We start from the raw sequence: 25,832 nt of genomic DNA on the forward strand, positions 1-25,832 counted from the left end.
AAAGCACTAAAGCTTTCGGATTTCAAGAGGATCCACTTTAGGGCCATGTATAACCAGATTAGATTTTTGTTAAGTTCTTGTCAGATTCCAGTTTGTATAATTTCATTCCCTTGTACGAGGTAATCGAAGGAATCAAACAAAATAGCGCCATGGGTAAACAATAAAGTATATAGACATGTCCTCCGTTTTGCAGCAAGGGGATATACGCTAAAGCAACAAAGAGCAAAACGAAAAAAATGATTGTGAAGATCCCGAAAGATTGATGATAGAAAGCATAAATTTCACTTCTTCGTTCTTCTTGATTGTGTGAAGTCTTTGCAGCTTTGTTTGTTCGAAGGAATAGGTATAAGGAGACTAATAGAAATAAAGCGGAAAATGGTAAAGCTAAAGCAAATAATGAAACGTCTAGAATGGAAAGATAAAAGCTAGATAAAAAGAACACTTCGGAAACACCTAATGCAAAACAATAATTGAAAATACTTATCTTATCAGGTCGTTTAAGCATGAAATCCCTCCTTCTATATATATATTATGCAACTGCTTTCATGTTCACGACTCTGTCACATTTAAAAGAAAAATAAATGTTCCAAGTTCCACCCAGGATCATGCTTTCGGTCCTAAGACAGGTAAATGGTCACTATACGAAATGAAATAAACCCTCTGGCTAACTAGTCAGAGGGTTTATTCTTAGGAGGATTTATTTAAGCTTGAAGATGTTGAATAGAGTCCGTACTTATTACGAATAGTAATAAAATGTAAAGGGGGAGAGCGCTATGACTGCACAAACGATGATTAAAGGATTTCTGCTCGTTCTTCTATTATATTTCCTGTATATAGTGGTGACGGCAGTGGTCCTTTTCTACTTCCTCAAGGAAAAAGAAGAAGATAGGCCGATTAAACATATAAGTGAATATATGGGGGAGAAGGAATCCACCGTGGATCGTGTCCTGCTTCTTGAAGATGGTTATGAATCGGGACTAGCCCGAATGCGAATGATCCAGGAAGCCCAGCATTCAATCGATATTGCCTACTACGCTTTTGGAAAAGGAAAATCTACTGAACTTATTCTTGGAGCCTTGTTCGAAGCTGCTGACCGGGGTGTCAAAGTTAGAATCCTTCTGGATGGAATTTCTCATGGACTCAGAGGTCAATTAAGCAGTGTCCGTTATGCACTGGCATCACATGAAAACATTGAATTAAGGTACTACGAAACCTTTAAGCCATTTAAGCCCTGGACCTGGCATAACCGCCTCCATGACAAGATAATCACTGCAGATGGAAAGTTAGGCATCATCGGAGGAAGGAATATCGCCGATAAGTATTTAGCAAGCAATCCGCCGCCCAAGAATTATGTCTATGACCGGGATGTACTCATTTTCAATGCTGAACAGGAGAAAGATAGTGTTATCGTTGAAATGAAGGACTATATACATGAATTATGGACTCATCCGTATACGAGCGAAGTCTTTGCGGACCTTTCGAAAAGGCAAAAGGAAAAAGGAAAACGCGTCAGAGATACATTATTAAATCAATACAGTAAAGCTAATCAAAATAATGCCGATTTCGTTAATCCGGCCATCGATTGGAGCAAGTCTACAACACCTACTAAAAAAGTGTCCTTCATTCATAATCCAATCGAACGTTTCAATAAACACCCTTTTGTGTGGAGATCTCTAGTGGATATTGCTGCGAACGCCAATAAGTCGGTACTTATCCAGAGTCCCTATATTGTTCCTGCGGATGCCATGAAGGAATATGTACCAAAGAATATGGATTCAAAAGCTGATTGGACCATACTTACCAACTCGGTGACATCAACCCCGAATGTGATAGCTTTTTCCAGTTACTTGGCACTTAGGGATAGTATCGTTGAGACAGGGGCAAGGCTTTATGAATATTCAAAGCTTTATTCATTGCACGGTAAATCGGCTGTTTATGATCAGCGATTAAGTGCAGTTGGTTCCTTCAATCTGGATTCGCGATCTGCCTTTTTAAATACAGAATCGATAGTGATAATCGATGGTGAAGAATTTGCAGCGCAATTGATAGGGGCCATCGAGTCGAAAATCTCAGATAGTACACTCGTCGCGGATAATAAAAGATATATAGAACCACCTGAAGATCAGAAAAAGGAAGAATCTTTCTTTAAAGCGACCTTTTTAAATGCCCTTTCGAAAATAACGGTATATTGGAAAAGGTTCGTTTGAATGATGACGAAAAGACAGCAATCCAGTGATTGTTGTCTTTTAGTTTGGAGAAATAGTATACCAAGCTTGATGGAACGAAAGAAAATTATGTAAAATTCAACATATTGGAAACCTTAATTATTATAATGATAGAAATAAAGCTAACGCTATAAAATGAGTTTCTGAAAATATATGTATAGGAGGAGATTTATGAGTCAAAATGAATGTGATAGAAAGATTGAACAATTGATTCAGAAGTTTAATCCACAAATCAAGTTGCTTAGAACATGGAAGTTACAAGGTGGTGTGCCTGCTAATTAAAGGGGATGATTTCAACGCTTATCATCGTAACAGAATAGGTAAATTTTTTATGGGGATAATTAGCTAATCAACAGATGTGTAATTTTGCTATACTTAAGCAAGCTGATTGATGTTTTGGTCAGATAATTAAACTATCCTAAGGAGAACAGAAACATGCAAACTTTACAGCATCTATCGAAACATATTGTCTACCTGACTCCAGTGGGAGAAACTGATCGGCCCATTCTCGCCGCCGTTTCTGGAGCTAAGAAAACTATCATCATTGATGCCGGTAACTCTGTCCAGCATGCACAGCTTTTTCAGGACGAATTACTACAGGCTAATATAAGCGGGAATTTTCTTGTTCTTACCCATTCCCACTGGGACCATGTATTTGGTCTGGAGAATGTGAGAATACCGGTAATTTGTCAGGAGAAAACTTACAACAATATTAAGGATATGCAGCAGCTTTCATGGGAAGATCACGATCTTGATCAACGGGTCGAAGCAGGGATTGAGATTCCATTTTGTGCCGATGCAATCAAATTGGAACTCGGGACAAAGAGAAATATTGACCTGCCGTTGCCCGATATTATCTTTGAAACAGCGATTACCATTGATCTTGGCGATATAACCTGTGTAATTGAACACGTTGGCGGTGATCATGCAGCAGACTCTTGTATCATTTATGTTCCGGAGGAAAAAACATTATTTCTAGGAGATTGTCTTTATGCCAATCTTTATGCAGAAAAATGGAATTATACGGCTGAACAAGCTTTGCTGCTCATTAAGAAGATTGAAGCCTATGATGCCGATACATATATACTCTCCCATCACGAAAAGCCCAGCACGAAGCAGGAAATGGAGACCGAGCTAAAGCTAATGAAAGATTGTGCAAGGCTTGTCGTCAACTATCAGGGAAATCGTGATTTAATGGAGCAGGAATTGGCCAAGCAGCTAAACCGGAAATTAACCGAAAGTGAACTCGAAACAGTTGGTTTTTTTGTAAACGGATATGCTGAATAATTACGAGGACTAAAAGCGGCTATATATGGTGCTGAGTATGCCAAGGGCCAGACAATCGCTTTTGTCCGACGTTACGGCCGATTGCTTTTTGTAATGATTAGATGGGAGATTTCATAGAGAACTTGAAGTCAGTGTATCTCTAAGTCATCTAATTATCCTTCAATAAAAGCCCCTTCGTTTTATCAACGAAGGGGCTTAAACATCCATCTAATTATGAGCTTTTTCTAGAGCTAGTTTTATCCCAAAACCTATCAGTATCGCACCCGTTAGTCCTTCAAAAATCGCTTGTGTTCTAGGCTTTTTCATAAAAGCACTAATCTGATTCAATAAATAGATATAAAATACAAACCACACTAATGTTAATACGGTATACGTTAAACCCATTATAAGAAACGGTAAAAATGTATTGGTTCCATGGTCAACAAACTGTGGCAAGAAAGTTAAGAAGAAAACTGCCACTTTAGGATTCAGCAGGTTGGTAAGGAACCCTTGCTTAAAGTAAGACTGGTTTTCATACTTATTTTTGACAGCCGTTTCAGTGGTTGCTGCCACTTCCTTGTTTTTTAATCCCCATAACGTCTTGATGCCTAGATATACCAAGTAAACGGCACCGACGTATTTGAAAATAGAAAATAATAAAGCGGATTTTACAATGATTGCTGAAAGGCCAAACACTGCAGCTGATGTATGAATAAGAAGTGCGCAACACGTACCAAACATCGTCTTGAAACCTCCCGTTGTCCCAACGGTAACGGTATTCCTTGTTGTTATTGCTGTATCTGGACCAGGTAGAATAATGAGAAGAATGCACGTAATCACAAACAAATAAAAGTTTTCCATTTATGGACCTCCATTCAAAGATGAAAATTCTAAAAATTGTTACATTTAATTTAACATAAATGAACGTAGTTTGGGGAGGTAAATAAGTAAGCCGAATTCCTGTAAGTAGTAGTTGTGATCATGTGAAAAAACTATGAAACACAGCATAAAATAACCTCTTAAATAAAGAATGGACTGAAATCTATCTATGATTTTGATTTTTTTTTACCGAACTAAGGGAGGAGATAAAAATGTTATGGGAAATTTTCTATACGTAGGGGATGAATAGCAATTCTCCATGGGCAGCTTAATTAAAAAAGATAAAAAACAAGCCGAATCATTTTTGTGACTCGGCTTGTTTTTTTATTTAAACCTAGTGAAAATCTATTTCTTTTTAGGGTAATTTTTTCAACACCGCACGTACCGGACTTCCATCTGCTTCAACTAATGGAAGTGGGAGGGCTGCCAATTCATAATCCCCCGGTAACACATCATCTAATACAAGCCCCTCCAAAATGTGAATTCCATGCTCAGCAAGTTCATGATGGGCAGACAGTTCTTTACTATCTAATGGATCTACTGATGGTAAATCAAGACCAATAAGACGAACACCGAGTTCTGAAAGATAAGCCGCTAATTCTGGTTGGATATGAGGAATAGTTTGTGGAAACACACGACGATCCTTCCAGGCATCTGTGCGAATTAACAGACGGGTCACTCCTTCTAAATCTATACTGGATAATTCATGGACTCCTATGCTTGTCTTGTTTGGTAAATGGATGACTCGGGCACTTCCAATATATAAATCGAGATCCAGTTCAATCACTCTTTTTCCATCATTATCAAAATGAAAAGGTGCATCAATATGAGTACCAGTGTGTATACTCATATTGATTTGACCTACGTTGACAGATCCACTCTCTTCTTTACTCCAATTGACCTTGTATGAGAAAGGTGTATCTCCAGGCCAGACTGCGACATTTTCATCCAGACGTTGTGAAATATCAATCCATGTACCCATGCATCTTACCTCCATCTCTTCAGGCTATTGCTTTCTTTGCCGCTTTTTCAAAAAGAATAACCTACTTAATTTCTTCTTATAGCTTCGTTCTTAGACTCCATAGTTCTGGGAAAAAGTGTTGGTCTAGAGCTCTTTTTAAATACGTAACACCTGATGATCCACCAGTTCCTTGTTTATGACCAATAATTCTTTCCACAGTACTCATATGATTAAAACGCCATAATTGCTGTTGATTGCCAATGTCCACTAACTTCTCGGCCAACTCATATAAGTCCCAATATTGCTCGACATCGCGGTAAACTGTCAGCCACGCTTCTTCTACACTGGTATTTGGTTCATATCTTTGTGACCAATCCCTATTAATAGCTTCTTGATCAACAGGTAGTCCACGGGCCACAAGAGCATTAATCGCCGCGTCATAAATACTTGGCTTATGAAGAGCCTGCTGCATTTGCTCGTATAGATCTGTCTGATGTTGATAGACTGATAGCGTATGAACATTTTTGTTACCTAGTGCAAATTCAATCAAACGATTCTGATAAGATTGGAATCCAGAAGATTGTCCTAGTTTATCCCTAAACTCCATGTATTCAGCCGGTGTCAAAGTTGAAAGGACACTCCATGACTGAATCAGTTGCTGCTGAATTCTCGAAACGCGTGACAACATTTTAAACGAGGGTTCCAAATTGTTTTGGCGTATACACTGAGTAGCAGCTGTCAACTCATGTAAAATGAGCTTCATCCATAATTCACTCGCTTGATGGATAACGATAAATAGCATTTCATCATGATGATCGGAACATCTATGTTGACTAGTTAAAATCTTATCAAGGTGGAGATAATCTCCGTAAGACATCGATTTTTGAAAATCGGTTTGAATTTCTTTCTCTAGACCAGTTATTGTTTGTTCATTGGTATCCATATTCTTCATTCCGCAATCCCCTCACTTTTCATATTCAAAAAACTGTGATTTCTCCATACTAGTTATTCCGTCATTCTATTCTATCTTCTCTTCCAGAGATTCCTCCACTACATTATGATTACTATTTCTTCTTTTCGAAACAAAATAAGCGACAGATAAAAATAGTAACCAAGGAATCCCGAATTGAAGCATAATTTTGAAATCTGTAAACCATGTCGTAATCATTAAGCTAAATAGAAGAACGGCTCCTAGTATCGTTAAATAGGGAAAACCGATCATCCTTACCGGTAATTTGCGTCCGCCTGTTTTCTCCCATTTCACCCTGAAAAACAAATGAGAAATGAAGATGATAAGCCATGTGAACATAGCACCGAACATGGAAATTCCCATCATGAATGCATAGGAGGAACCAGGAAGTAACGCATGAACGCCTGCAGCAATAAGAATCCCGGTTGTAGAGACAGCAAGTGCTTTTGCCGGAACACCCCTTTTGTTTAGGTTTCCTAAAAAGCTGGGTGCATGTTTTCCACGCGCCAATGAAAACATCATACGAGTTGAAGCATAGAGCTGAGCATTCATGGCAGATAAAGCAGCCGTTAAAATAATAAAGTTCATGATCCCGGATGCACCTGGAATGTTCAAGATTTCCATCACTTTTACGAATGGACTCTCCTCGATCCCAGCCGTTTTCCACGGAACGATCATCAACATGATTCCAATTGTCAACACATAGAAGGTGGATAAACGGAAGACAGTCGCTTTCAATGCTTTTGGAACAGCTGCATCTGGATCTTTTGCTTCTCCTGATGTAACCGCTATCATTTCAGTTCCAAGAAAGCTGAATAAAGAAATAAATACGGCTATCCACATTCCCTTTAAACCAAATGGGAAAAAACCTCCTTCATTCACAAAGTTTTCCGGCCCTATATGTGGCTGTTCGGATGAACCGAATAGTACATAGGCTCCAAGGAGAATAAAACCAACAATGGCACTTATTTTAATAAAGGAGAACCAATACTCAAAAGTAGCGAATGTATTCACGCTGGTAGCATTTACATAAATCAGGACACCTGCAAACAACAAAATCCATACGATTCCCGGCACGGTCGGAAACCAATAATTCATATACACGCTGACTGCACTTACTTCAACCCCAACTGCCAGAACATTGCCAATCCAATAGGAATAGCGGACAAGATAGCCTGCCATAGGAGTCATGTACTTTTCAGCAATAGCTCCAAAAGAACCGGAAGTAGGATGGGCAACCGTCATTTCGGCTAAACAGCCCATCAACAGCAAAACAATGAACGCCCCGAGTGCATAGCTGAGCAATACACTTGGCCCTGCCGCTTGAATTGCAAGCCCGCTGCCAAGGAATAGCCCTGTCCCGATGGCACAGCCCATCGCGATCATGGAAAGCTGATTTGTTTCTAAATCACGTTTTAACCCTTTCTCTGGCCCATCTTTAAAGTTCAATTGAGTATTTTTGTTCTCCATAGTTCATCCCCTTTTTATCCAAAAAGATTTTATCCTACCCTAATAGGCAGTGAGTTTCCACCTCTTTAAGCGTAGGCTAACCGAATATAATAACCGACTGATTCGACACTAACCATTAGAGGGATGAGCCTCATCTGGTGGAATTCCATGTTATGCGACCACTTCACGCTCATTCTTGAATTTTTCATATTGTTTTTTTGTCATGATTTTTTTGAGAATTTGTACAACTTCCCAAACTTCTGCATAGGAAGTATAGAGTGCAACTGGAGCAAGACGAATGATGTTTGGTGCTCGGAAATCCGGAATCACACCGTTTTCTTTCAATGCCTTACAAATGCGTGCAGCTTCTTTATGCTCGAGGCTCACATGACCTCCGCGACGTACGTCTTCTCTAGGAGTTCCAATGAAAAACCCCAGGTCTTTCAACTCGAGTTCGATTAAGTCTATTAAATATTGATTAATTTTAAGAGATTTTTCCCTAATATTCTCTATACCAGCTTCTATAAACATTTCTAAAGACCCAATCAAAGGTGCACAACTTAATACATGTGGCGTTCCAATTTGATAAGCGCCTGCTGATTCAGCTGGTGTTAATGTATGTTCCATATCGAATTGTTTATCTTTTCTAGACCCGAACCATCCAGCCAATCCAGGCATCGTTCCAAAATGTTTTCGATTTACATATAAGCCGCCAACACCGCCAGGACCGCCATTTAAATGTTTATAATTGCACCAATATGCAAAGTCAACATCCCATTCACTGAATGAATGCGGGATCGCTCCAATAGAATGACATCCGTCAAATCCAATTAATATTCCTCTTTTATGAGCTTCATCAGTTAATCGTTTCATGTCCAATATTTGACCGCTGCGGTACAGTACTGTTGGCAAGATGATTAAAGCAATATCATCGGTCATTGCTTCGATAATATCATCCTCTTCTAAAAATCGGCCATCCCGACTTTTCACGCGGATGAGATCGGTTTCCGGATCGTTTCCATGTGTACGAAGCTGACTTTGAAGAGCATAAATATCAGTCGGAAAGGTTAATTCATCTGCTAAAATTTTTGTACGCATTCCTTCAGGCTTATAAAAAGTAGCTACAAGTTGATGCAGGTTTACAGTTGTCGAGCCTGTTACAATAACTTCCTCAGGAGAAGCTCCCACTAATTGGGCAATCTTCGCGCCCAATTTCTCTGCCATGAAAAACCATGGGTGATTCCCTTGTGTCCATCCATCAATCCCATGTTCTTTCCAATCTTCTAAGGATTCCAAAAGAGTACGTTCAGCTCTTTTCGAAAGAAGCCCCAATGAGTTTCCATCCATATAGATCGAATTTGGCTTTAAATAAAACTCTTCACGATAACAACGAAGGGTATCTTCTTTATCCATTTGTTTTGCGTAATCTAATGTGTGTTGAAAGCCGTTTGAAAGCATAATTATCCTCCCTTATTCTATTTTTCTTATAATTCTAGGAGAATCGTACCAAAGAATGTGACACGATGTCAATAAGTTAATTCAGAAAATTTTAAACATTAAATTATTCAAATGTTTTTTATTTTTATTGAAATCCTTTATGCTAGAAGATAAGGGGAGGAATAGGAATGGATAATGGTAAAGTAGGGGATAAACGACATTTGCGCTCAATTATGACACGTCAAAAGTTATTAGAAGCTGCAAAGGAAATATTTCTTGAAGAAGGTTTTCAAGCTGCGGTTATTTCCCAAATGATCAAAAAGGCAAACATCGGGTATGGAACGGCCTATGTTCATTTTAAAGGAAAAGAGGATCTTTTAATTGTATTAATGGAGAATGTTATGGAGCAATTTTATGAAATTGCCGAGACCTCTTTCTTTCCAAAATCGAAGGACGAAGCAGAACGTATTATAAATAAACAAGCTAATGCTTTTTTAAAAATGGCAGAGGCTGAACGCAATATGATGCAAGTTTTCGAGCAGGCTATTGGGATTTCAACTGTTATCTCTGATAAATGGAAGGCAATCCGTGTAAAGTTTATACAGCGAATTTCAAAGGACGTTGCCTATGCACAGCAAAATGGGCTAGCAAGAGCTGAATTAAACCATGAGCTTGTTGCAAGAGGTTGGTTTTTCGCAAATGAAATGTATCTTTGGGAAATTGTCCGAAACGAACATCAGAGTTCTGTCGAAGAAATTGCTAAAACCATCACGTCTGTTTACGTCGAAGGTCTTTATCTATAACTTTATTTTTAGACAATAAGCAATGAATATATATTTTACTAAAAGCATGCATGTCAAGTAATCTTCCGGTTTTACAGTCGGAAGATTTTATTTTATTTAATCAAGGTTATACAGCTACTTTAAAGGCTTTCCCACTACACACCTCTTATCGGAAAACTTCTTATACAACCACTTATAACCAAAACCAGCTGAATTCACGAGTAAAACGACTGAATTCACGAGAACAGCCAAACTCACGAGTAAACCTCTCAAACTCACGAGTAAAGCAGCTAAACTCACGAGTAAACCTCCCAAATTCACGAGTAAAACGCCAAACTCACGAGTAAACCTCTCAAATTCAATAAAGCAGCCAAACTCACGAGTAAAACTCTCAACTCATGAGTAAAACTCCAAACTCACGAGTAAACCTCCCAAATTCACGAGTAAAGCAGCCAAATTCACGAGTAAACCTCCCAAATTCACGAGTAAACCTCCCAAATTCACGAGTAAAACGCCAAACTCACGAGTAAAACTCTCAACTCATGAGTAAAACTCCAAACTCACGAGTAAACCTCCCAAATTTACGAGTAAAACGCCCAACTCACGAGTAAACATCTCAAACTCACGAGTAAAACAACCCAACTCACGAGTAAACCTCTCAAATTCAGGAACAAAACGCCCTCATTAGTGTGAGGCTTAGTACCACTACGCCTTAAGTCTTACTTAAAAATATAGCTAAGGCTCATTATACGAACTTGCAAAACTAGATAAGATAGAAACAAGGAAAGGAGGACGAAAACAATGAAGAAATTTGGTTTATTTATTGTAGGGCTGATCGCATTATTTATCTTGCTAGCGAATGTGGGTCCATTAATCAGCTTGGCGATTTGCTTGGCTATTCTATATTTTGGATTCAAACAGTTCATGAAGTCCGAATCGACAGGAGCCAAAATTGCCTGGGGATCAATCTCCCTTATCGTGCTAATAGTTGCTGTTTCTCATATCCCAGCGATATTAGGACTAGTAGCAGCTTACGTTCTTTACCTCGTCTATAAAAAATGGAATGAAAATGATGAAATTGTATCGAAAGAAACAGACCCATTCTCGAATTTTGAAAGAGAGTGGAAAGAGTTAAATAAAAACTAGGAGAAGGGATGGAATTGGAATGAGTAATCTATTTTCAAGAATGAAACAAACGATTTCAGCGGATTTTCACGACTTGTTGGATAAAAAGGAGCAAAAAAATCCAATTGGAATGTTAAATCAATATCTGCGTCAATGTGAGCAGGAGGCAGAGAAGGTCGGAAAGCTGGTTGAACGTCAATATCTACTGAAAGAAGAGTTTACTCGTGAATATAGTCAAGCGCAAAATCTAGCCGAAAAGCGTAAACATCAGGCTGAAATTGCTAAGCAGGCTGGAGAAATTGATTTAATGGAATTCGCCTTAAAGGAAAACCTGCACTATGAAGATCGGGTGCTAAGTTTGAAGGAAGCGCAAAAAAGTGCAGAAGTTCAGTTAGATGAACTGGAGCGGAAATATGAAGAAATGAAGCATAAGCTCAAGGATATGCATCTTAAGAGAATGGAACTGATGGGCAGGGAGAATATTGCCCGGGCAAACCACCGGATCAATCGGGTTTTGAATGCTGGTAGCTCCGATGCCAAACCGATAGCGAAGTTTGATGAAATGGAGCAATATATCGATCGTATTGAGAATCAAGTCCATTCAGATTATAATCGACATACTATCGATGCCAGGATTGTCCAGCTTGAAAAGGAAATGGAACAGAAAGAAGCTTAGTCGATTTTTTATTAAAGCTTTGCTGTTATCCCCCAACTGCTTGGAATCGAAGGTGGGGGAAAACAGTCTGTTAGAACGTGATATATTCATGGTATTCTTAAAAGGCACGGGTTCCTGTGCCTTTTAAGAATATCATGACAATTTACAGAGGAGGCGAACCGATGTTGAACAAAATGAAAACGGATTATATGGGCTGGATCTTTCTCATCGGAATCGTCCTGCTTATTTTAGAGATTTCATTTAAGGGTGGAGGTCTCCTTTTTTCCCTAGCATTTTCAATTGGACTTATCTATTTAGGAAGGAAATTTTCAAAACGGACAATCGGGAAAATCCTTTTTTTTATAGGAATAATATCTCTTATTATTACTGTCCTGAATATGTTCGTCTTTAGATTTTTCCTAATAGCAATTCTTATTTATCTATTACTTCTTTATTATCAATCGAAAAAAATCCTGATTGGATCAATCCCGTTTTAATCAATGAGGGGTTTGACGAAGAGCGGATCAATAAAGAGCGATTATTGAAAACCAATTATCTATTTCAAAATAGGTTGTTCGGTCATCAACAAACGTCCGAACATGTATATGAATGGAATTCCGTAAATGTTCAGGGTGGGGTCGGTGATACAGTTATTGATTTAAGCCGGACGATTTTACCGAAAGACGACGCTGTCATTTCCATCAGAAATATAGTTGGTAATATCACAATTCTAGTACCGTATGGTATTGAAATCAGAGTCCATCATTCGGTCATTGCAGGTAGAGCACGGATTTTTGAAAATAAGCCTGAATCCAGGGTATTTAATCAAATCTATTCCTATCAAACGGAAGGGTTCAATGAAACGGATCAAAAGGTTCATATCATCACTTCTATCTTAGTTGGGGATTTAGAGGTGAAGCGGGTATGAGTATACTGACACGTCAGATATTGAGTGCCCTTTGTGTTTCTTTCGTCCTTTCCCTTGCCTTGCCGGCAGCGGTTTTCTTTGTTTTTCCTTTATCTGACTGGAGATTATTGTGGGATAAAGTGGTCATGGGGTTACCCTTCGTCATATTCCTGCCAAGTCTGGTCATTACGGTAGGGCTGATCTATGGAGTCGTTTCAGGGATGTTTTGGAAGAGGCAGCTGCAAAGGATGGATGAAGGGCTTTATTTACTTGAACAAGGCCGCTTACCTTCGCAGCAGGAAATGTATCCAGTCCAAGAGATGGCTAAAATGGTTGAACGGATGAATCAGATCCAAAAGCATATCAATGAGCAGACAAAATTATCTCAAAAAATGGCGAATGAAAAGGCCATTGATCAGGAGAAACAGATCCAGGAAATTGTTTCACAGGAACGAAACCGTTTGGCGCGGGAACTGCATGATTCAGTGAGCCAGCAATTGTTTGCCGCTTCGATGTTCATGTCGGCCATTACAGAGTCACAATCTAATATGGAAAAAACGGAAATGAAACAATTCAAGGTAGTGGAAGAGATGATCCATCAATCTCAGCTCGAGATGAGGGCTTTATTGCTGCACCTGAGACCCGTTGCGTTAAAGGGAAAATCATTGCAGGAAGGAATGAAGGAGCTCCTCGAGGAATTGGCCCAAAAAGTGACGATGGATATAAATTGGAAGATGGAGCCCGTTACTCTGGATAAGGGGATTGAGGACCATCTGTTTCGGATTTTACAAGAATCGATTTCCAATACACTAAGACATGCAAAAGCGAGCTCGCTTGAAGTGCTATTGATCGTTCGTGATGAGTTGATCATTTTACGGATTACGGATGATGGCATCGGCTTTAACGTCGAGGAGTCGAAAACCGGATCATATGGTCTGCAAAACATGCATGAACGGGCTGTTGAATTAGGCGGAACGATGAAACTGGTAAGTGTTCCGAATAAAGGAACACAACTTGAAGTGAAAATCCCATTATTAAATACAGGAGGTGATCATGATGATTAAAGTATTATTTGTCGATGATCATGAAATGGTAAGAATAGGGGTATCTGCCTATTTATCCGCACAGGCAGATATCGAAGTGATTGGTGAAGCGGACAATGGTTTGAAAGCTGTTGAACTAGCGATGGAGTTGCGTCCAGATATCATTTTGATGGATTTGGTTATGCCAGAAATGGACGGCATAGAAGCGACTAAGCGAATTATTGAAAAATGGCCTGAAGCAAAAATCATCATTGTGACAAGCTTCCTAGATGACGAAAAAGTGTATCCGGCATTGGAAGCCGGGGCGACAAGCTATATGTTGAAAACATCAAAGGCGAGCGAGATTGCGAGAGCCGTCCGTTCCACCTTTCAAGGGCAAAGTGTACTTGAACCTGAAGTGACCGGGAAAATGATGGAAAAGTTACGTCGCCCTCAGAAAACCCAGCTTCATGAACAATTGACAAATCGTGAAATGGAAATTTTATTGTTGATGACACAAGGGAAAACGAATCAGGAAATTGCGGATGAACTATACATAGCCCTGAAAACAGCCAAAGTACATGTTAGCAATATATTAAGTAAGCTTGCGGTGCAGGACCGCACCCAAGCAGTGATTTACGCATTTAAACATTCGCTCGTTCAAGAAGAAGAGTGATATTGAAAAACCGGCTTCAATTTTCAGGGATTTATAAAAATGATAGACAAGACGAACAAAACAAGTACTCCCTAATTTGTTTCTCCATGCTAATGTTAACGGCTGCCCCTTATTTCGCTAACGGAATGCAAAAAGAGCATGTTTTGATTAAGTTTAATCAAAACATGCTCTTTTTTATACAGTTATGTTTTCAGATTATACAGCTTCCTCTGCAGTATCGAGCCTCTTGCCATATATCCGATAAAGAACCAAGGCAAATACCATTCCTATAAAGGAGATGGAGGAGATGAACAGGTAAAGAGTCTTGCCTCCGAAAGCCCCATATATTGCTCCGCCTATATAAGAAGCAATGATTCCCGAAACTCCAAAGAACAATAGCGCCAGTACGGTCTGGCCTGTGGCACGCCACTCCACCGGAACAATCCGATACAGGTACTGAATGGCAGCAGAGTAGAAGATCGGGAAAGTCAATAGCTGCATGACTTGCAAATAAGCTAATAGATGTGGATCGGTAATCCAGGCAGAGACGAAGTAACGAATAAAGAAAAACGCAGCTGCAAACGAAATAATAATGATTTCCTTACCTTTACGCAACCACCAGAAGCTTAAGGCGAAAACAACAATTTCACTTCCTGCTGCTAAGAACCAGGTCAAGCCTACAAGCTTGGCACTTCCTCCAAGTTCACGGATATATACTCCGAGGAAAGTATCATTCATCCTTGCTGGAACAGCACAGATAAAGACCAATAACAGGAAAAGAAGAGTCTCTTTATTGCTGAAAAAATGCTTAAGGCTCTTTAAGGTGACAGGTTTCCCTGAAACGGGTGCATCAGGCATCATCCAGCTGACAATGAAACTGATCAAACCTATGACGGCAAAAAGGAAGGCCAGGCTGTTTGCTCCGAAAGATGACATAACATAGCCAGTGATCAGCGAGATGACCGCATAACCCAATGCACCATATGTCCGGATGGAACCATAACTGATCCCAGATTTTTCCGCAATCGTAAAGTTGAGGCTTTCCGTCAGGGGATCAATCGGCATCAGAAAGAAATATAGCAGCATGGCAAACAGGATGAGTTGAAGATAACTGCTTGAGTCATATAGAAAATATCCGATTACGCTCGAGAAAAAGATAAGTAACAACAGGACTTTACGTATAGTCCTCGTTTTGTCGCTGATCATTCCCCATAAAGGCTGGGTAATGAGGGTGACAAAACCTCCTGTACCAATGATGAATCCGATTTGGGCTGGACGCAAACCTTGATCAGCCAGATAGACTGGGAGAAACGGAATGAAAATGGCAAGCAGTCCAAAATATAAAAAGTTAAAACTTTTTAATAATCGTAGTGCTTTCATAAAAAGTATGATACCTCACGTGTTCTATAGATTGGTTTAATTTCAACTTTGTTATTGTAACATTGATGACAGTTTTTGAAAAAATAGATTTTATTTTTATGGATGGAAATAGACAGATAGAGTTGGTTTCGAGAGGTTCTGGACCCATGAGGGTAAGATGCCTTTCAAAATGACATCGAGGAATTCCCCTATGCTATCCTTTGCTTTCCAGCTTGAATGAGCTAGGTTTCTTTTGTTAGTCCTGTTCATGACGTCTAGTTGAATGGTTTGAAAAAGGTGGTTTCTTGGGATTTTTTTAGTACGGGTTATTGATTTTTGTGTACCTCGATAAATCTTGGCTATTTTTGATTGAAAATATAAAAGTCTTTTTTTAGATGGAAATTTCCAGTTTGAATTGAATGCTTTCCTTTTGATATGCCATAACCGTTTTCCCTTAACTCTCGTGCTTGATTATCGGTAATAATGATATGCAGTCTTTTTACGTTCCAAGACGGACACATTCTCTAAAAAAATTATTGTAAAGGACTTAACTAGAATATATCAGTGACATTATACTAACCAAAAAAGTACAGCATTGTGTTGCTATGTGAATTCTTCAATCTTTATACACTTTAAGAGATTTCTTTATCTCATAGAGTCTTTCCTGAACGACTTTCTCAAATTCGTAATTCTGCTGCAATAAGAATATATTCCTTGCCTCTTCATACCCTTTTGTGGCACTTTCCATGTTGTTCATTGACTGCAAGGATTGGGCACGTTGATATAAAACTTCTCCCAATAGGTACATAGATTCTTCCCGGGTTAAAATTTGAATAGCGTCAGAGCAAATTTTTATAGATTCATAATATTGTGCGTCCTTATGTAAGGATTTTGTCAATCCGTAATGAATCCGGACTTTAATTCTATAATTCATTGAAGTTTTTGGAAGTTGTTGAAATTGCTTAAGGGCATCTTCGTAAGTGGCAATTGACTTTTTATATTCAGTAATTTCGTTATAAATAATGGCTTTGCTATTCAAAATTTCTATTTTTTGAGCAGAAAAAATATGAAAATGAGTAGATAAGTCTAAGGCTCGATCTAAAAAATCTAGGGATTTCAATATATCACTATCACAATAATATGCTACGATCCCCAAATGCCAGAGGATGAATTGTTTATTGATAGATGACTGGAAATCTGCATGGTATTGTTCTGCTTCGAGAATCCGTTTTACCTGCCGATACTCTCTATTTCTAATTGAAACCCTTACTTGAGATTTCACTTCCTCACTATATTCCATTCGGTCTGAATAAGTTTCTAAAAGTATATCTTCAATGCTGATACCTAAACGTAATGAGAGCTCATATAAAGTAGTCGCTAATGGAATGACTTTCCCCTTCTCTATGTTGCTTAGTTGTGCTTGAGTAATGATTCCCTCTGCCATAACTTTTTGTGTTATACCTGACCTTTTTCTTAAAGTGTAGAGAACATTTCCAAGCTTAAAAGGAATACTTGCATCCATTTTATCAACTCCTAAAAATATAAATACTTTTATATTTTTTTATGTATTTCATTGGAAACACCAAAAATATATCGAAAAAAATACCCTGTAGCAGTCACGCAAGAAAAATGTACCATATTTGGATGGTTTATACTAGTTGTATCAATCAATATCGGGAGGTTAAGGTATATGAAAAAAATATTAGTATCTGGGTTCTCCATTCTATTAATGCTAGCAATGGTTTTACAATTCGATTCAAGCGTCAAATTGGCTGTAGATGATCGGCCTACAATAAATGATCTGCCGAATCAGCATGAAAAGATTTAAATACCAATATGAACCTATGTTAAAAAAGGAAGATGCCTAAAGGGGAATTTAAATAAAATAAATAAAAAAAGGATTATATATATGAAAATAAATAAGGATCAATTATTGATTATAACCATTTCTTCATGTGTTATAGCTAGTGTGATGTCTACGTCCATGTTGACGATTGCATTCCCTAATCTTGTAGACTATTTTAATATTTCTTATTCCACGCTTCAAATTAGAAATATTCTATTCTTTTCTTTTTTCGCATTTCTCATTCCGCTTTTTGGTAAAGTGGCGGATGTATTAGGCGCAAGAAAATTGTTGATATTTGGCCTATCGCTATTCATCACATCAACCATTCTTAGTGGGACCACAAATAATTGGAATTTGTTCTTGCTCTACCAGACGCTTCAGGCAATTGCAGATGCAATGGTAGTACCTGCACAGGTATTATTAATCAGGCAAAGTTTTAAGGATAATAAATTAGGGTGGGCTTTTGGATGGTTTTCCGGAGTTTTAGCGACTGCCACACTTATTGGACCAGCTGTTGGTGGTTTGGTAATAAAATATTACTCTTGGCAAATGATATTTGGAGTATTGATTATCATAAGTTGCATATCCTTAATTCTTGTATTAATGGTAACTCCCAAATCAAAAAAAAGAATCACGGCAAACCTTCATTTACCTTTAAAAAACAGTTTGGCTTTACTAGTTATGGTAATCAGTTTTCAATTCATATTCAATGATGATATTAGTGTAGTGGAACGGTCGCTTTCTATTGTTGTTACGATATTGAGTTTAATTTTATTTATATTTTATGAACGGGCAAACCACGGAAATACTTCTTTGCTTCCAAGAAAGGCAATAAAAAACACCATTTTTATCTCTTCAATCATAAGAATATTCGTTCTTTTTCTCATCACAAATGTAATAGTGCTTTACATTCCAAGTTACATGCGGGATGTACACAATATTCAACCAGATATTGTTGGCTATATCATTATGGCAGATTCGATACTGGCGGTTTTGTTATCTGGGTATGCCGGTAAACTTGCAGATTTAAAAGACAATAGAAACCTTTTACTTTTATCTATTTCGATTTCCATAATTGGAATGGTAAACCTTACTTTGACAATGTTTAATGGCAGCTTAATTTTCTTTATATTTGCATTTCTCCTTTTTGGATTGGCCGGTGTCATTTCCATGCCCACACAAAATAAAATTGCTATGTTGTCCGTTCCTGAGGAAGAAACAGGGGTTTATATGGGTTTGTTCCAGATGGTACAGTTTGGAACTGGGGCTTTCGCTGCGGGGGTATTCAACACTTTTCTGGACTATGGTACTGACCAAGGTGAATTTTCCCAAGTTGGTTTTTCATACGTGTTAATCATTTGTATAGGATTATATTTGGTGGCTATAGGAACAGTCGTTTATGATAAAAGGCTTCTAAAGAGCAATATAAAATTGTCTTTGAAAGAAGAAGTATAATTCTCGTTTATCTGAAAGTGAAATATACCAAGAAGAGACAGATTTGAAGTGATTTTAAGGAGGTGAAACATATGACTAAGCAAGTGGAAAAAACACAAGCGGAAAAGCTAGTGGAAAACCTTGAAGTAATCGAAGCTAAAGAGCTAGAAGTAGGGAGTGCATTTCATGCGTTCCGTTTCAGTGCAGTGACGGACGCAGAAAAATAGATTAAAGCCTAGGAGTTACAGGCAATCCATTACAAATGTTAAGGAGGTGAAACATATGACTAAGCAAGTGGAAAAAACACAAGCGGAAAAGCTAGTGGAAAACCTTGAAGTAATCGAAGCTAAAGAGCTAGAAGTAGGGAGTGCATTTCATGCGTTCCGTTTCAGTGCAGTGACGGACGCAGAAAAATAGATTAAAGCCTAGGAGTTACAGGCAATCCATTACAAATGTTAAGGAGGTGAAACATATGACTAAGCAAGTGGAAAAAACACAAGCGGAAAAGCTAGTGGAAAACCTTGAAGTAATCGAAGCTAAAGAGCTAGAAGTAGGGAGTGCATTTCATGCGTTCCGTTTCAGTGCAGTGACGGACGCAGAAAAATAGATTAAAGCCTAGGAGTTACAGGCAATCCATTACAAATGTTAAGGAGGTGAAACATATGACTAAGCAGGTGGAAAAAACACAAGCGGAAAAGCTAGTGGAAAACCTTGAAGTAATTGAAGCTAAAGAGCTAGAAGTAGGGAGTGCATTTCATGCGTTCCGTTTCAGTACAGTGACGGACGCAGAAAAATAAGTTAGATCCTAAATCCATAAAGGTGATTCAAAGAGAGTGTTAGCTTTTTAAAAACTAGCACTCTCTTTGGATAAATAAAAGGAGAATTTCTTTAGATGAAAAATTCAGATGCTATGGTAGTTTTTCCTCCTCTAACTGAAGCCAGGCTCTTTCCTTATTTAAGTTTACCTATGATTACTAGTTTTTTGAGAAACAAGGGAATGAGTGTAAGTCAAATTGATTTAAATATTGAATTATGCCATACCCTATTTAGTGAAGATTGTTTAGCTGAATATGTGAGTATCAATGAAAATGGAAGTAAAGACTTAAAATTGATATATAAAGTCGAAATGGCTAAATACTTATTCAAAGAACAAAAGCAACTTTACAATAATGTATTTATTGAGAAAAGATCGTCTGATTCATTGAAGTATGACGTTCGGTTGGTGAGACAAGGCATAGAGCTACTACTAGTAAATTCATTTTTAAAACTTGAGATTACCTCATTGGAAGAAATCCTTGAATCGGTAAGGAATTTTAGTTGGAAAAAAAGTGATATAGCAACAAAGGTTTTATACGAAAATATCAAAGAAAAAATTCTTAACGATAAGCCCAAAATCTTCGCGCTTTCTATCGCTTACTATAGCCAAATATTACCTTCCCTTTTAATATGCAAGTGGATTAGAGAACTTTCCCCTAATACCCACATTATTATGGGTGGGCAACAAATCATGATTCGTCAATCATCTTTCTTTAGCCTAAATGGATTAAATCAATTTGTGGATTCATTAGGAATATCAGCCGGTGAAGAAACATTATTCATGTTAAACAGGTATTTGAAAAACGATTGCCAAATCGGGGAGGTGCCGGATATTGTTTGGCTTAATGAAAAAAATGTTGAAAATGTCCCATCTAAGTCTGCATATAGGATCACCGATGCCTTACCACCTGATTTTTCTGATTTACCGTACAAAAACTATTTAGATGAAGAAGTGCATATGTCTTTGATTACATGTGTGGGGTGTTACTGGGGACGATGTACTTTTTGTTCATATGGTAATAGATCAAGAAAAGAAAAAAGTTATCAGCAGAAAACGGCAAGGCAAGTAGCAAGCGAGTGCGAGGATATCATTAACAATTATGGGGTTAATAGAATTAATTTCATAGATGAGAATACTAATTTGCGGCTTGTCGTCAATGCAGTCAAAATACTTAAATCTAGAGGTTATGAAATTAAATTCAGTACACGAAACCGTCTTGAGAATGTGTTGTTAGACGCTGAATTTTGTTTTGAACTAAGTAATTTAGGTTGTATTTTAATGTCTGTTGGCTATGAAACCAATTCTCAAAGGATTTTAGACTCCTTGGATAAAGGAGTGCATTCTAGTAACTATCAACAGATAATAGATAATTTACATAATGCCAACATTACGCTGCGAATGTCTATCATTGGTGGCTTACCTGGTGAAACCGAGGATGAAATTGAATGTTCTGAGGAATTTTTACTTAAAAATCAAGATAAAATTGGCATCGACGTCATGCAAATGCTTGTTTTAGAACCCGGTACTTATATTTATGAAGATACAAATAATCCTGATATCCATATTCAATCAAGCAAAAATCTAAGAGGGAACAAATTACTCAATTATGGGATGGGTAGAATGGGCGCTACATTTCAATACTCTGACGGAATAACGTTTGAAGAAAAGCTGAATAGATTCTTGCAACTGCATAAAAATGTCAACCCACAAAAAAATGATGAGCTTCCTCCTGATAAATACAAAAAGGAAGGACCGGATATCACTTCAAATACCTTATTGATAAACCCATGGACTAAAATCATTAAGTTAGATAAAACGTATATCATGGATTTTGTATGGCAAAGAATCTTCTTAGTGCCAGAATCCTTAGAAGTATTCGGAAACACACTGATAATGAGCAAAGCAGACGATAAAAAGTACCTAGAGTATTTTGTCGAAAAAGGTGTGATTAGCCTTAAATAAAATAACTTATGGGGAGGAAAGACTAATGAGCACAGTCTATCAGAAAATAAAATTTCCAAATGTAAAGGAAAAGCTTGGACTTGGTTTAGGCATGGATTTACCTTGGGGGGAAGATATAGGTTTTTCCAGCAAAGGGGACCATGACGACATCACGCCTAAGATGAAAGGCTTTTTTCAAAATTATAAAGACGAGTTTAACTATATTTTCTTTGCTTTTCAACCGAAAAATAGAAGTGTGTTAAAAGCCGAGGATTACTTTGATGCCTATGATAGATTATTCGAAGCCAATCCACATCTTAAGGCGAGAGCATTCCATCAAACGATTTTAAATATGGGGGCTACCGAATATTACAAAAAATCTGAAATCATAGAATTTACTAATAAGATTATAGAAAGATATAACATAAGATGGATTGTAGAAGATCTTGGCCTGTGGTCAATAAAAGGGAAAACCGTCCCTTTCCCCTTACCACCATATATGACACCAGCAGGATTGGAAGCTTGTATAAAGAACATCAACGAATACCAATCTGAACTGGCTGTTCCAGTTTCAGTTGAGTTTCCTGGATTCACTGAAGGTACTAACTTCTTTATTGGAGAAATAAATGGCTTTGATTATTTCAGAACATTGGTCGAGGAGACAAACTCCCCTATCACTATAGACATTGGTCATATCCTTAGTTATCAATGGTTGTTAGGGAATACAAATGAAAAGATGTTCAATGGTTTAGAAAAATTGCCTTTTGAAAACTGTTTTGAATTGCATCTTTCAGGTTGTCAAATTATCAAAGGGAAATTCAGAGATCTGCATCATGGAATTTTAATGGATGAACAAATCCAGCTTTTAGATTACTTGCTTCCTTTATGCCCTAATTTAAAAGCCATTACATATGAAGACCCTAAATATACAGATGAAGGAATATTAATTCCGAAGTCACAGAAAAATTATCAAAGGATGAAGGAGGCAGTTGAAAAATGGCAAATGGTTTAAAACCAAAGAATTATTCACTAGACGAGTTACTTTACAATTTATTATATGATTACCAGTATAGAAATAACTTTTTAAATGATGAATTTAATGAATTGAATTTATCAGCTGATAATTTAAATCACATAAAAACAATAGATAAAGAAGAGCTTGTAGCGACGGCTACAACGATTGTAAGAAATTTAATGAGTGGAAATATTGAACATAAAGGTGGTTTAAGAACTTCTTTTCCCGGTGTTTTTCAGGCTTTAGAATTCCGTGAAACCGATATAACGATGCTAATGCATAAGTTCCTGGCGTCCAAACATTTCGAGTGTTACATGGAATTGCCCTATGCAGGGGAAGGGACATGTATCGAGGAAGCGTTTTACAATTATTTGTCTGAAAACGAAGAGTTTATCCTTGCGGCTGATAATAATCATTTACTATTAAAACACGAATTTTTAAATGCCATTTTATCTATACTAACAGTCAATAAACACCCATTTTTTAGAATAGATAGTGACCTTGTTAAAAATAATGGTCATATTTACTATGCGTATCAAACATATTCTAAAGAAATATCCGAGGCACTAAGTGGAAAAAAAGTAGCTAGTGATTCCGAAAAGGTTATATGGCTATATGCAGCGACCGAAAAAAATTTAATTAGGGGCCCCATTCACCCAAGTATATTAGAAATGGTAGAAATAGGAGGTTCAAGGGAAATAAACCGCCAACAAAAGTTCAATCAAGACCAGATAAATTGGATTCTAAACTTAGGATTAATCAAGAATGATGGATAAAATATATGTATATGAGGAACATAGTGAAGTATTTTCATATTGGGTCAATGAAATTCCTAGGAATAGTACCTTGGTTTATTTAGATCAACACTTAGATTTAAAGTTCATAGAAAATTCAAAAATGAACAGAATTAGTCAGTTCATTAAAGAGGGTCTGTGTATTGATGAATTAAAAAAAGATATTCCTTGTCGGGAAGATGGAAGATATTCTTATGGAATTGATGACTTTTTGTACGCCGCAATACAAGAGGGTCTTTTTCGGAAAATTATATGGGTATACCCTCATATGTTAGGAGAAAAAGGATTTAGTGAATTACTTTGGGGGCTTTTATCTCTTGTGCCAAATCATGGGAAAGAATTCATATCAAGCTTTAGAAATGGGAAAAATTCTGCTTCTGTACAATTAAATAATATTGAGTTACATGTCACGACTATTGAATATCTGGGAGAATTCATAATTAATGAACAGGTTATTGTAGATATTGATTTGGATTATTTTTATGATCCCAAGACTAATGATTTATCCAATGATATAGACGAAACCTTAAATGTATTGAACAATCTAGGCCTCATTAATCAAGTGAAAACAATGACCTATTCAATCAAAAGTGGGTTTCTACCTGAAAGTTTCAGGTGGATAGGGGAATATATAGCCGGGCAAATGGGGAGGGAAATTGTATATTCCAAGGAAGATAAGATTTCCCCTAAGGTAACGATGGAGAAAATTTCATCAAATAAAAAGTTGAGTCTAGCAGAAATAGATGATTTAAACTTTGAATTGAAACCATTAGGAGCAATAGGGTGGAAATTGAAATCCATTCTCTATACCCAATCTGGTGAAATTGAGCTTGCTAAGAATTGCTATCAAATAGCGACTAAAACAGGTGATGATTCATATTGGGCTGCCTATGTTTTAGGAATTCACTTTTTCAAGGATAGTAATTATGAAGAGGCTTTAAATTGGTTTAGTAAAACTGGAAATATAGTGGATACCATCGAGGCACATGGCCTAATATTAAGTTTAATTTGTTGCCTTCGTTTGGAGCTGTATCAAAAAGGATATTATTTATCAAAAGAGTGCATCGAATTATTACCCATGAGAATAGAGGGTTATATATTGGGTGAAGTATTCGCATCAAAACTAGGAATGAAATTACTGGATTTTGATGGCAAGATCCATTACGATCCTTCGCAATTAATAATTAGTCGAGCTGATACGAAACCATGAACAATGAATATTTAATATCATATGATTCAACTGTTGAAGGGGTTGTTTCACCAAGGTGCGATAATGAAAAGAATAAGTTTCTTCAAGAAGAATTAAATCATTGTTTAAAATTCATTGAACGTGATAGCTATGATCACTTAAGACATTGGAAGTCTTTTAAACTTCGTATTGGATTGAGCAGTAATGAATTAAAGTATTCCATCCTTATAATGATTTTAATAGAGACTTCAACATCTATTATTCCAGTATTATGGCAAACAAGAACTAATAAGTCACCATGTACTGAATTAATGGATCATTTTGAAGTTATTTTAGCGGAAATAGAAGCTGCTTTATATGGTCAGCAACTTGAACGCAAGATTGAAACACAAATTGTGCTTGAGCCATGGACTGGATCTCATTATGTACACGAATGTTTTGGTCATACTTTAGAAGCAGATAATTACCTAGAGTATTTAAAGCCAAATGGAATAACGATGGGATACAAATGGTCAGAATATAAAATTAACGTATTCGATGATCCGACCATTCCTAGGCAAAATGGTAGTTATTTATTGGATGCGGAACAGAATGAAACATTTAGGACTCACTTAATAAAGGACGGGATAAACGTAGGTTTGCTGCATAATGCAAAAACCTGTAAGCTCCTAGGTTTACAATCTTCCTGTAATGCAAGAAGCGTTGACAAATCTTCAATTGTGATGCCCAGAATGTCAACAACTTATTTGGATTCTGGCAATATGGAAGTACAGGAGATAATTTCAGGAATCGAAAATGGTATTTATTGCAGAGGTGCCTGGGGTGGGGGATCACTTGGTTTGAATTTTGTAATCAGGCCATCATATGGTTTGGTCATTAAAAATGGGAAATTAACCAATAAAATACTTAGAAGATTTGATATTAAAGGAAACAAACTTGATTCAGCTAAAGCTATTAAGTCCCTTAGCAAGGAACTGCTTTTTTTTAATCCGGTTTTCGGTTGTAATAAAAATGGTGAAAATAATCTTAGCGTCACCCAAGGTTCACCTCATATTCATTTTGAAAATCTAACATTGTATCCCGTACTCTGAAAGGATGAGCGAA

General features: G+C 37.3%; 28 protein-coding genes. 20 read left to right on the forward strand and 8 right to left on the reverse strand.

The window, feature by feature from the left end:
- Window positions 1-58: 58 nt before the first annotated feature.
- A complete protein-coding gene (locus tag JFU50_RS15560; RefSeq protein WP_201223250.1) occupies window positions 59-505 on the reverse strand; it encodes a hypothetical protein in 447 nt (148 codons plus the stop codon).
- A gap of 268 nt (window positions 506-773) precedes the next feature.
- Here JFU50_RS15560 and JFU50_RS15565 point away from each other — a divergent pair, with 268 nt between their 5' ends.
- Together JFU50_RS15565 and JFU50_RS15570 are read left to right on the forward strand one after the other, a co-directional pair.
- Window positions 774-2,207 (forward strand): phospholipase D-like domain-containing protein, encoded by a 1,434-nt coding sequence (locus JFU50_RS15565; protein ID WP_201223252.1) that lies wholly within the window; start codon window positions 774-776, stop codon window positions 2,205-2,207.
- Between the two features lie 453 nt (window positions 2,208-2,660).
- A complete protein-coding gene (locus JFU50_RS15570) occupies window positions 2,661-3,512 on the forward strand; it encodes an MBL fold metallo-hydrolase (protein WP_201186456.1) in 852 nt (283 codons plus the stop codon).
- A gap of 207 nt (window positions 3,513-3,719) precedes the next feature.
- Here JFU50_RS15570 and JFU50_RS15575 read toward each other — a convergent pair whose 3' ends face one another.
- The 5 genes from JFU50_RS15575 to kynU form a co-directional block, all read right to left on the reverse strand.
- Entirely contained in the window at window positions 3,720-4,352 is a 633-nt protein-coding gene (locus tag JFU50_RS15575) for a LysE family translocator (protein ID WP_201223254.1), read from the reverse strand.
- A gap of 373 nt (window positions 4,353-4,725) precedes the next feature.
- Window positions 4,726-5,352, reverse strand: coding sequence for an arylformamidase (kynB, locus tag JFU50_RS15580; RefSeq protein ID WP_201186452.1), 627 nt, complete (start codon window positions 5,350-5,352; stop codon window positions 4,726-4,728).
- Window positions 5,353-5,428: 76 nt separating this feature from the next.
- Window positions 5,429-6,274, reverse strand: a complete 846-nt coding sequence (gene kynA, locus JFU50_RS15585; protein WP_201188021.1) for a tryptophan 2,3-dioxygenase — start codon at window positions 6,272-6,274, stop codon at window positions 5,429-5,431.
- Between the two features lie 75 nt (window positions 6,275-6,349).
- Entirely contained in the window at window positions 6,350-7,771 is a 1,422-nt protein-coding gene (locus JFU50_RS15590) for an amino acid permease (protein ID WP_201186451.1), read from the reverse strand.
- Between the two features lie 150 nt (window positions 7,772-7,921).
- Entirely contained in the window at window positions 7,922-9,208 is a 1,287-nt protein-coding gene (gene kynU / locus JFU50_RS15595; RefSeq protein ID WP_201223256.1) for a kynureninase, read from the reverse strand.
- A 167-nt stretch (window positions 9,209-9,375) separates the two neighbouring features.
- Between kynU and JFU50_RS15600 the strand changes: the two genes are divergently transcribed.
- The 7 genes from JFU50_RS15600 to JFU50_RS15625 all read left to right on the forward strand — a co-directional run bounded on the left by JFU50_RS15600 (window position 9,376) and on the right by JFU50_RS15625 (window position 14,354).
- Window positions 9,376-9,990, forward strand: a complete 615-nt coding sequence (locus JFU50_RS15600) for a TetR/AcrR family transcriptional regulator (protein ID WP_098175631.1) — start codon at window positions 9,376-9,378, stop codon at window positions 9,988-9,990.
- Window positions 9,991-10,770: 780 nt separating this feature from the next.
- Window positions 10,771-11,115 carry a lmo0954 family membrane protein gene (locus tag JFU50_RS15605; protein ID WP_053347522.1) on the forward strand — a complete coding sequence of 115 codons (345 nt, stop codon included), beginning with the start codon at window positions 10,771-10,773 and terminating at the stop codon, window positions 11,113-11,115.
- A gap of 19 nt (window positions 11,116-11,134) precedes the next feature.
- Window positions 11,135-11,770 (forward strand): PspA/IM30 family protein, encoded by a 636-nt coding sequence (locus JFU50_RS15610; protein WP_201223258.1) that lies wholly within the window; start codon window positions 11,135-11,137, stop codon window positions 11,768-11,770.
- A 161-nt stretch (window positions 11,771-11,931) separates the two neighbouring features.
- Window positions 11,932-12,246, forward strand: coding sequence for a hypothetical protein (locus JFU50_RS30805; protein ID WP_242489054.1), 315 nt, complete (start codon window positions 11,932-11,934; stop codon window positions 12,244-12,246).
- Window positions 12,247-12,290: 44 nt separating this feature from the next.
- Entirely contained in the window at window positions 12,291-12,677 is a 387-nt protein-coding gene (gene liaF, locus JFU50_RS30810) for a cell wall-active antibiotics response protein LiaF (protein ID WP_242489055.1), read from the forward strand.
- A complete protein-coding gene (locus JFU50_RS15620) occupies window positions 12,674-13,720 on the forward strand; it encodes a sensor histidine kinase (RefSeq protein WP_053347519.1) in 1,047 nt (348 codons plus the stop codon). Before liaF ends, JFU50_RS15620 begins: the two co-directional genes overlap by 4 nt.
- Window positions 13,713-14,354 carry a response regulator transcription factor gene (locus JFU50_RS15625; RefSeq protein WP_098175634.1) on the forward strand — a complete coding sequence of 214 codons (642 nt, stop codon included), beginning with the start codon at window positions 13,713-13,715 and terminating at the stop codon, window positions 14,352-14,354. Before JFU50_RS15620 ends, JFU50_RS15625 begins: the two co-directional genes overlap by 8 nt.
- Window positions 14,355-14,549: 195 nt before the next feature.
- Here the strand turns inward: JFU50_RS15625 and JFU50_RS15630 are convergent, their stop codons facing one another.
- Together JFU50_RS15630 and JFU50_RS15635 are read right to left on the reverse strand one after the other, a co-directional pair.
- Window positions 14,550-15,713, reverse strand: a complete 1,164-nt coding sequence (locus JFU50_RS15630; protein WP_201223260.1) for an MFS transporter — start codon at window positions 15,711-15,713, stop codon at window positions 14,550-14,552.
- Between the two features lie 595 nt (window positions 15,714-16,308).
- Window positions 16,309-17,214 carry a helix-turn-helix domain-containing protein gene (locus tag JFU50_RS15635; RefSeq protein WP_201186439.1) on the reverse strand — a complete coding sequence of 302 codons (906 nt, stop codon included), beginning with the start codon at window positions 17,212-17,214 and terminating at the stop codon, window positions 16,309-16,311.
- Between the two features lie 168 nt (window positions 17,215-17,382).
- Between JFU50_RS15635 and JFU50_RS15640 the strand changes: the two genes are divergently transcribed.
- The 11 genes from JFU50_RS15640 (at window position 17,383) to JFU50_RS15670 (ending at window position 25,819) form a co-directional block, all read left to right on the forward strand.
- Window positions 17,383-17,520: a hypothetical protein gene (locus JFU50_RS15640; protein ID WP_201186437.1), complete on the forward strand. Its 138-nt coding sequence runs from the start codon at window positions 17,383-17,385 to the stop codon at window positions 17,518-17,520.
- An 81-nt stretch (window positions 17,521-17,601) separates the two neighbouring features.
- Window positions 17,602-18,993 (forward strand): MFS transporter, encoded by a 1,392-nt coding sequence (locus JFU50_RS15645; protein WP_201186436.1) that lies wholly within the window; start codon window positions 17,602-17,604, stop codon window positions 18,991-18,993.
- Between the two features lie 71 nt (window positions 18,994-19,064).
- On the forward strand, window positions 19,065-19,199 hold the full coding sequence (locus JFU50_RS31465) for a hypothetical protein (RefSeq protein WP_274607075.1): 135 nt from the start codon (window positions 19,065-19,067) through the stop codon (window positions 19,197-19,199).
- 55 nt (window positions 19,200-19,254) lie between these two features.
- Complete coding sequence (locus JFU50_RS31470) at window positions 19,255-19,389, forward strand: hypothetical protein (RefSeq protein WP_274607075.1); 135 nt, start codon at window positions 19,255-19,257, stop codon at window positions 19,387-19,389.
- 55 nt (window positions 19,390-19,444) lie between these two features.
- The gene (locus tag JFU50_RS31475; RefSeq protein WP_274607075.1) at window positions 19,445-19,579 is read left to right on the forward strand and encodes a hypothetical protein; all 135 of its coding nucleotides are present in this window, start codon (window positions 19,445-19,447) and stop codon (window positions 19,577-19,579) included.
- Between the two features lie 55 nt (window positions 19,580-19,634).
- Window positions 19,635-19,769 carry a hypothetical protein gene (locus JFU50_RS31480; protein WP_274607074.1) on the forward strand — a complete coding sequence of 45 codons (135 nt, stop codon included), beginning with the start codon at window positions 19,635-19,637 and terminating at the stop codon, window positions 19,767-19,769.
- Between the two features lie 95 nt (window positions 19,770-19,864).
- Window positions 19,865-21,751 carry a B12-binding domain-containing radical SAM protein gene (locus JFU50_RS15650; RefSeq protein WP_201186435.1) on the forward strand — a complete coding sequence of 629 codons (1,887 nt, stop codon included), beginning with the start codon at window positions 19,865-19,867 and terminating at the stop codon, window positions 21,749-21,751.
- A gap of 25 nt (window positions 21,752-21,776) precedes the next feature.
- Window positions 21,777-22,742: a multinuclear nonheme iron-dependent oxidase gene (locus JFU50_RS15655; protein ID WP_201186434.1), complete on the forward strand. Its 966-nt coding sequence runs from the start codon at window positions 21,777-21,779 to the stop codon at window positions 22,740-22,742.
- A complete protein-coding gene (locus JFU50_RS15660; protein WP_201186433.1) occupies window positions 22,727-23,521 on the forward strand; it encodes a hypothetical protein in 795 nt (264 codons plus the stop codon). The genes JFU50_RS15655 and JFU50_RS15660 overlap by 16 nt, the downstream gene beginning before the upstream one ends.
- On the forward strand, window positions 23,511-24,749 hold the full coding sequence (locus JFU50_RS15665) for a UPF0489 family protein (protein WP_201186432.1): 1,239 nt from the start codon (window positions 23,511-23,513) through the stop codon (window positions 24,747-24,749). The genes JFU50_RS15660 and JFU50_RS15665 overlap by 11 nt, the downstream gene beginning before the upstream one ends.
- Window positions 24,746-25,819, forward strand: a complete 1,074-nt coding sequence (locus tag JFU50_RS15670) for a TldD/PmbA family protein (RefSeq protein WP_201223261.1) — start codon at window positions 24,746-24,748, stop codon at window positions 25,817-25,819. The genes JFU50_RS15665 and JFU50_RS15670 overlap by 4 nt, the downstream gene beginning before the upstream one ends.
- The last annotated feature ends 13 nt before the right edge of the window (window positions 25,820-25,832 follow it).

It is taken from the genome of Peribacillus sp. TH14 (genome assembly GCF_016651145.1).
Lineage (GTDB): Bacteria > Bacillota > Bacilli > Bacillales > DSM-1321 > Peribacillus > Peribacillus butanolivorans.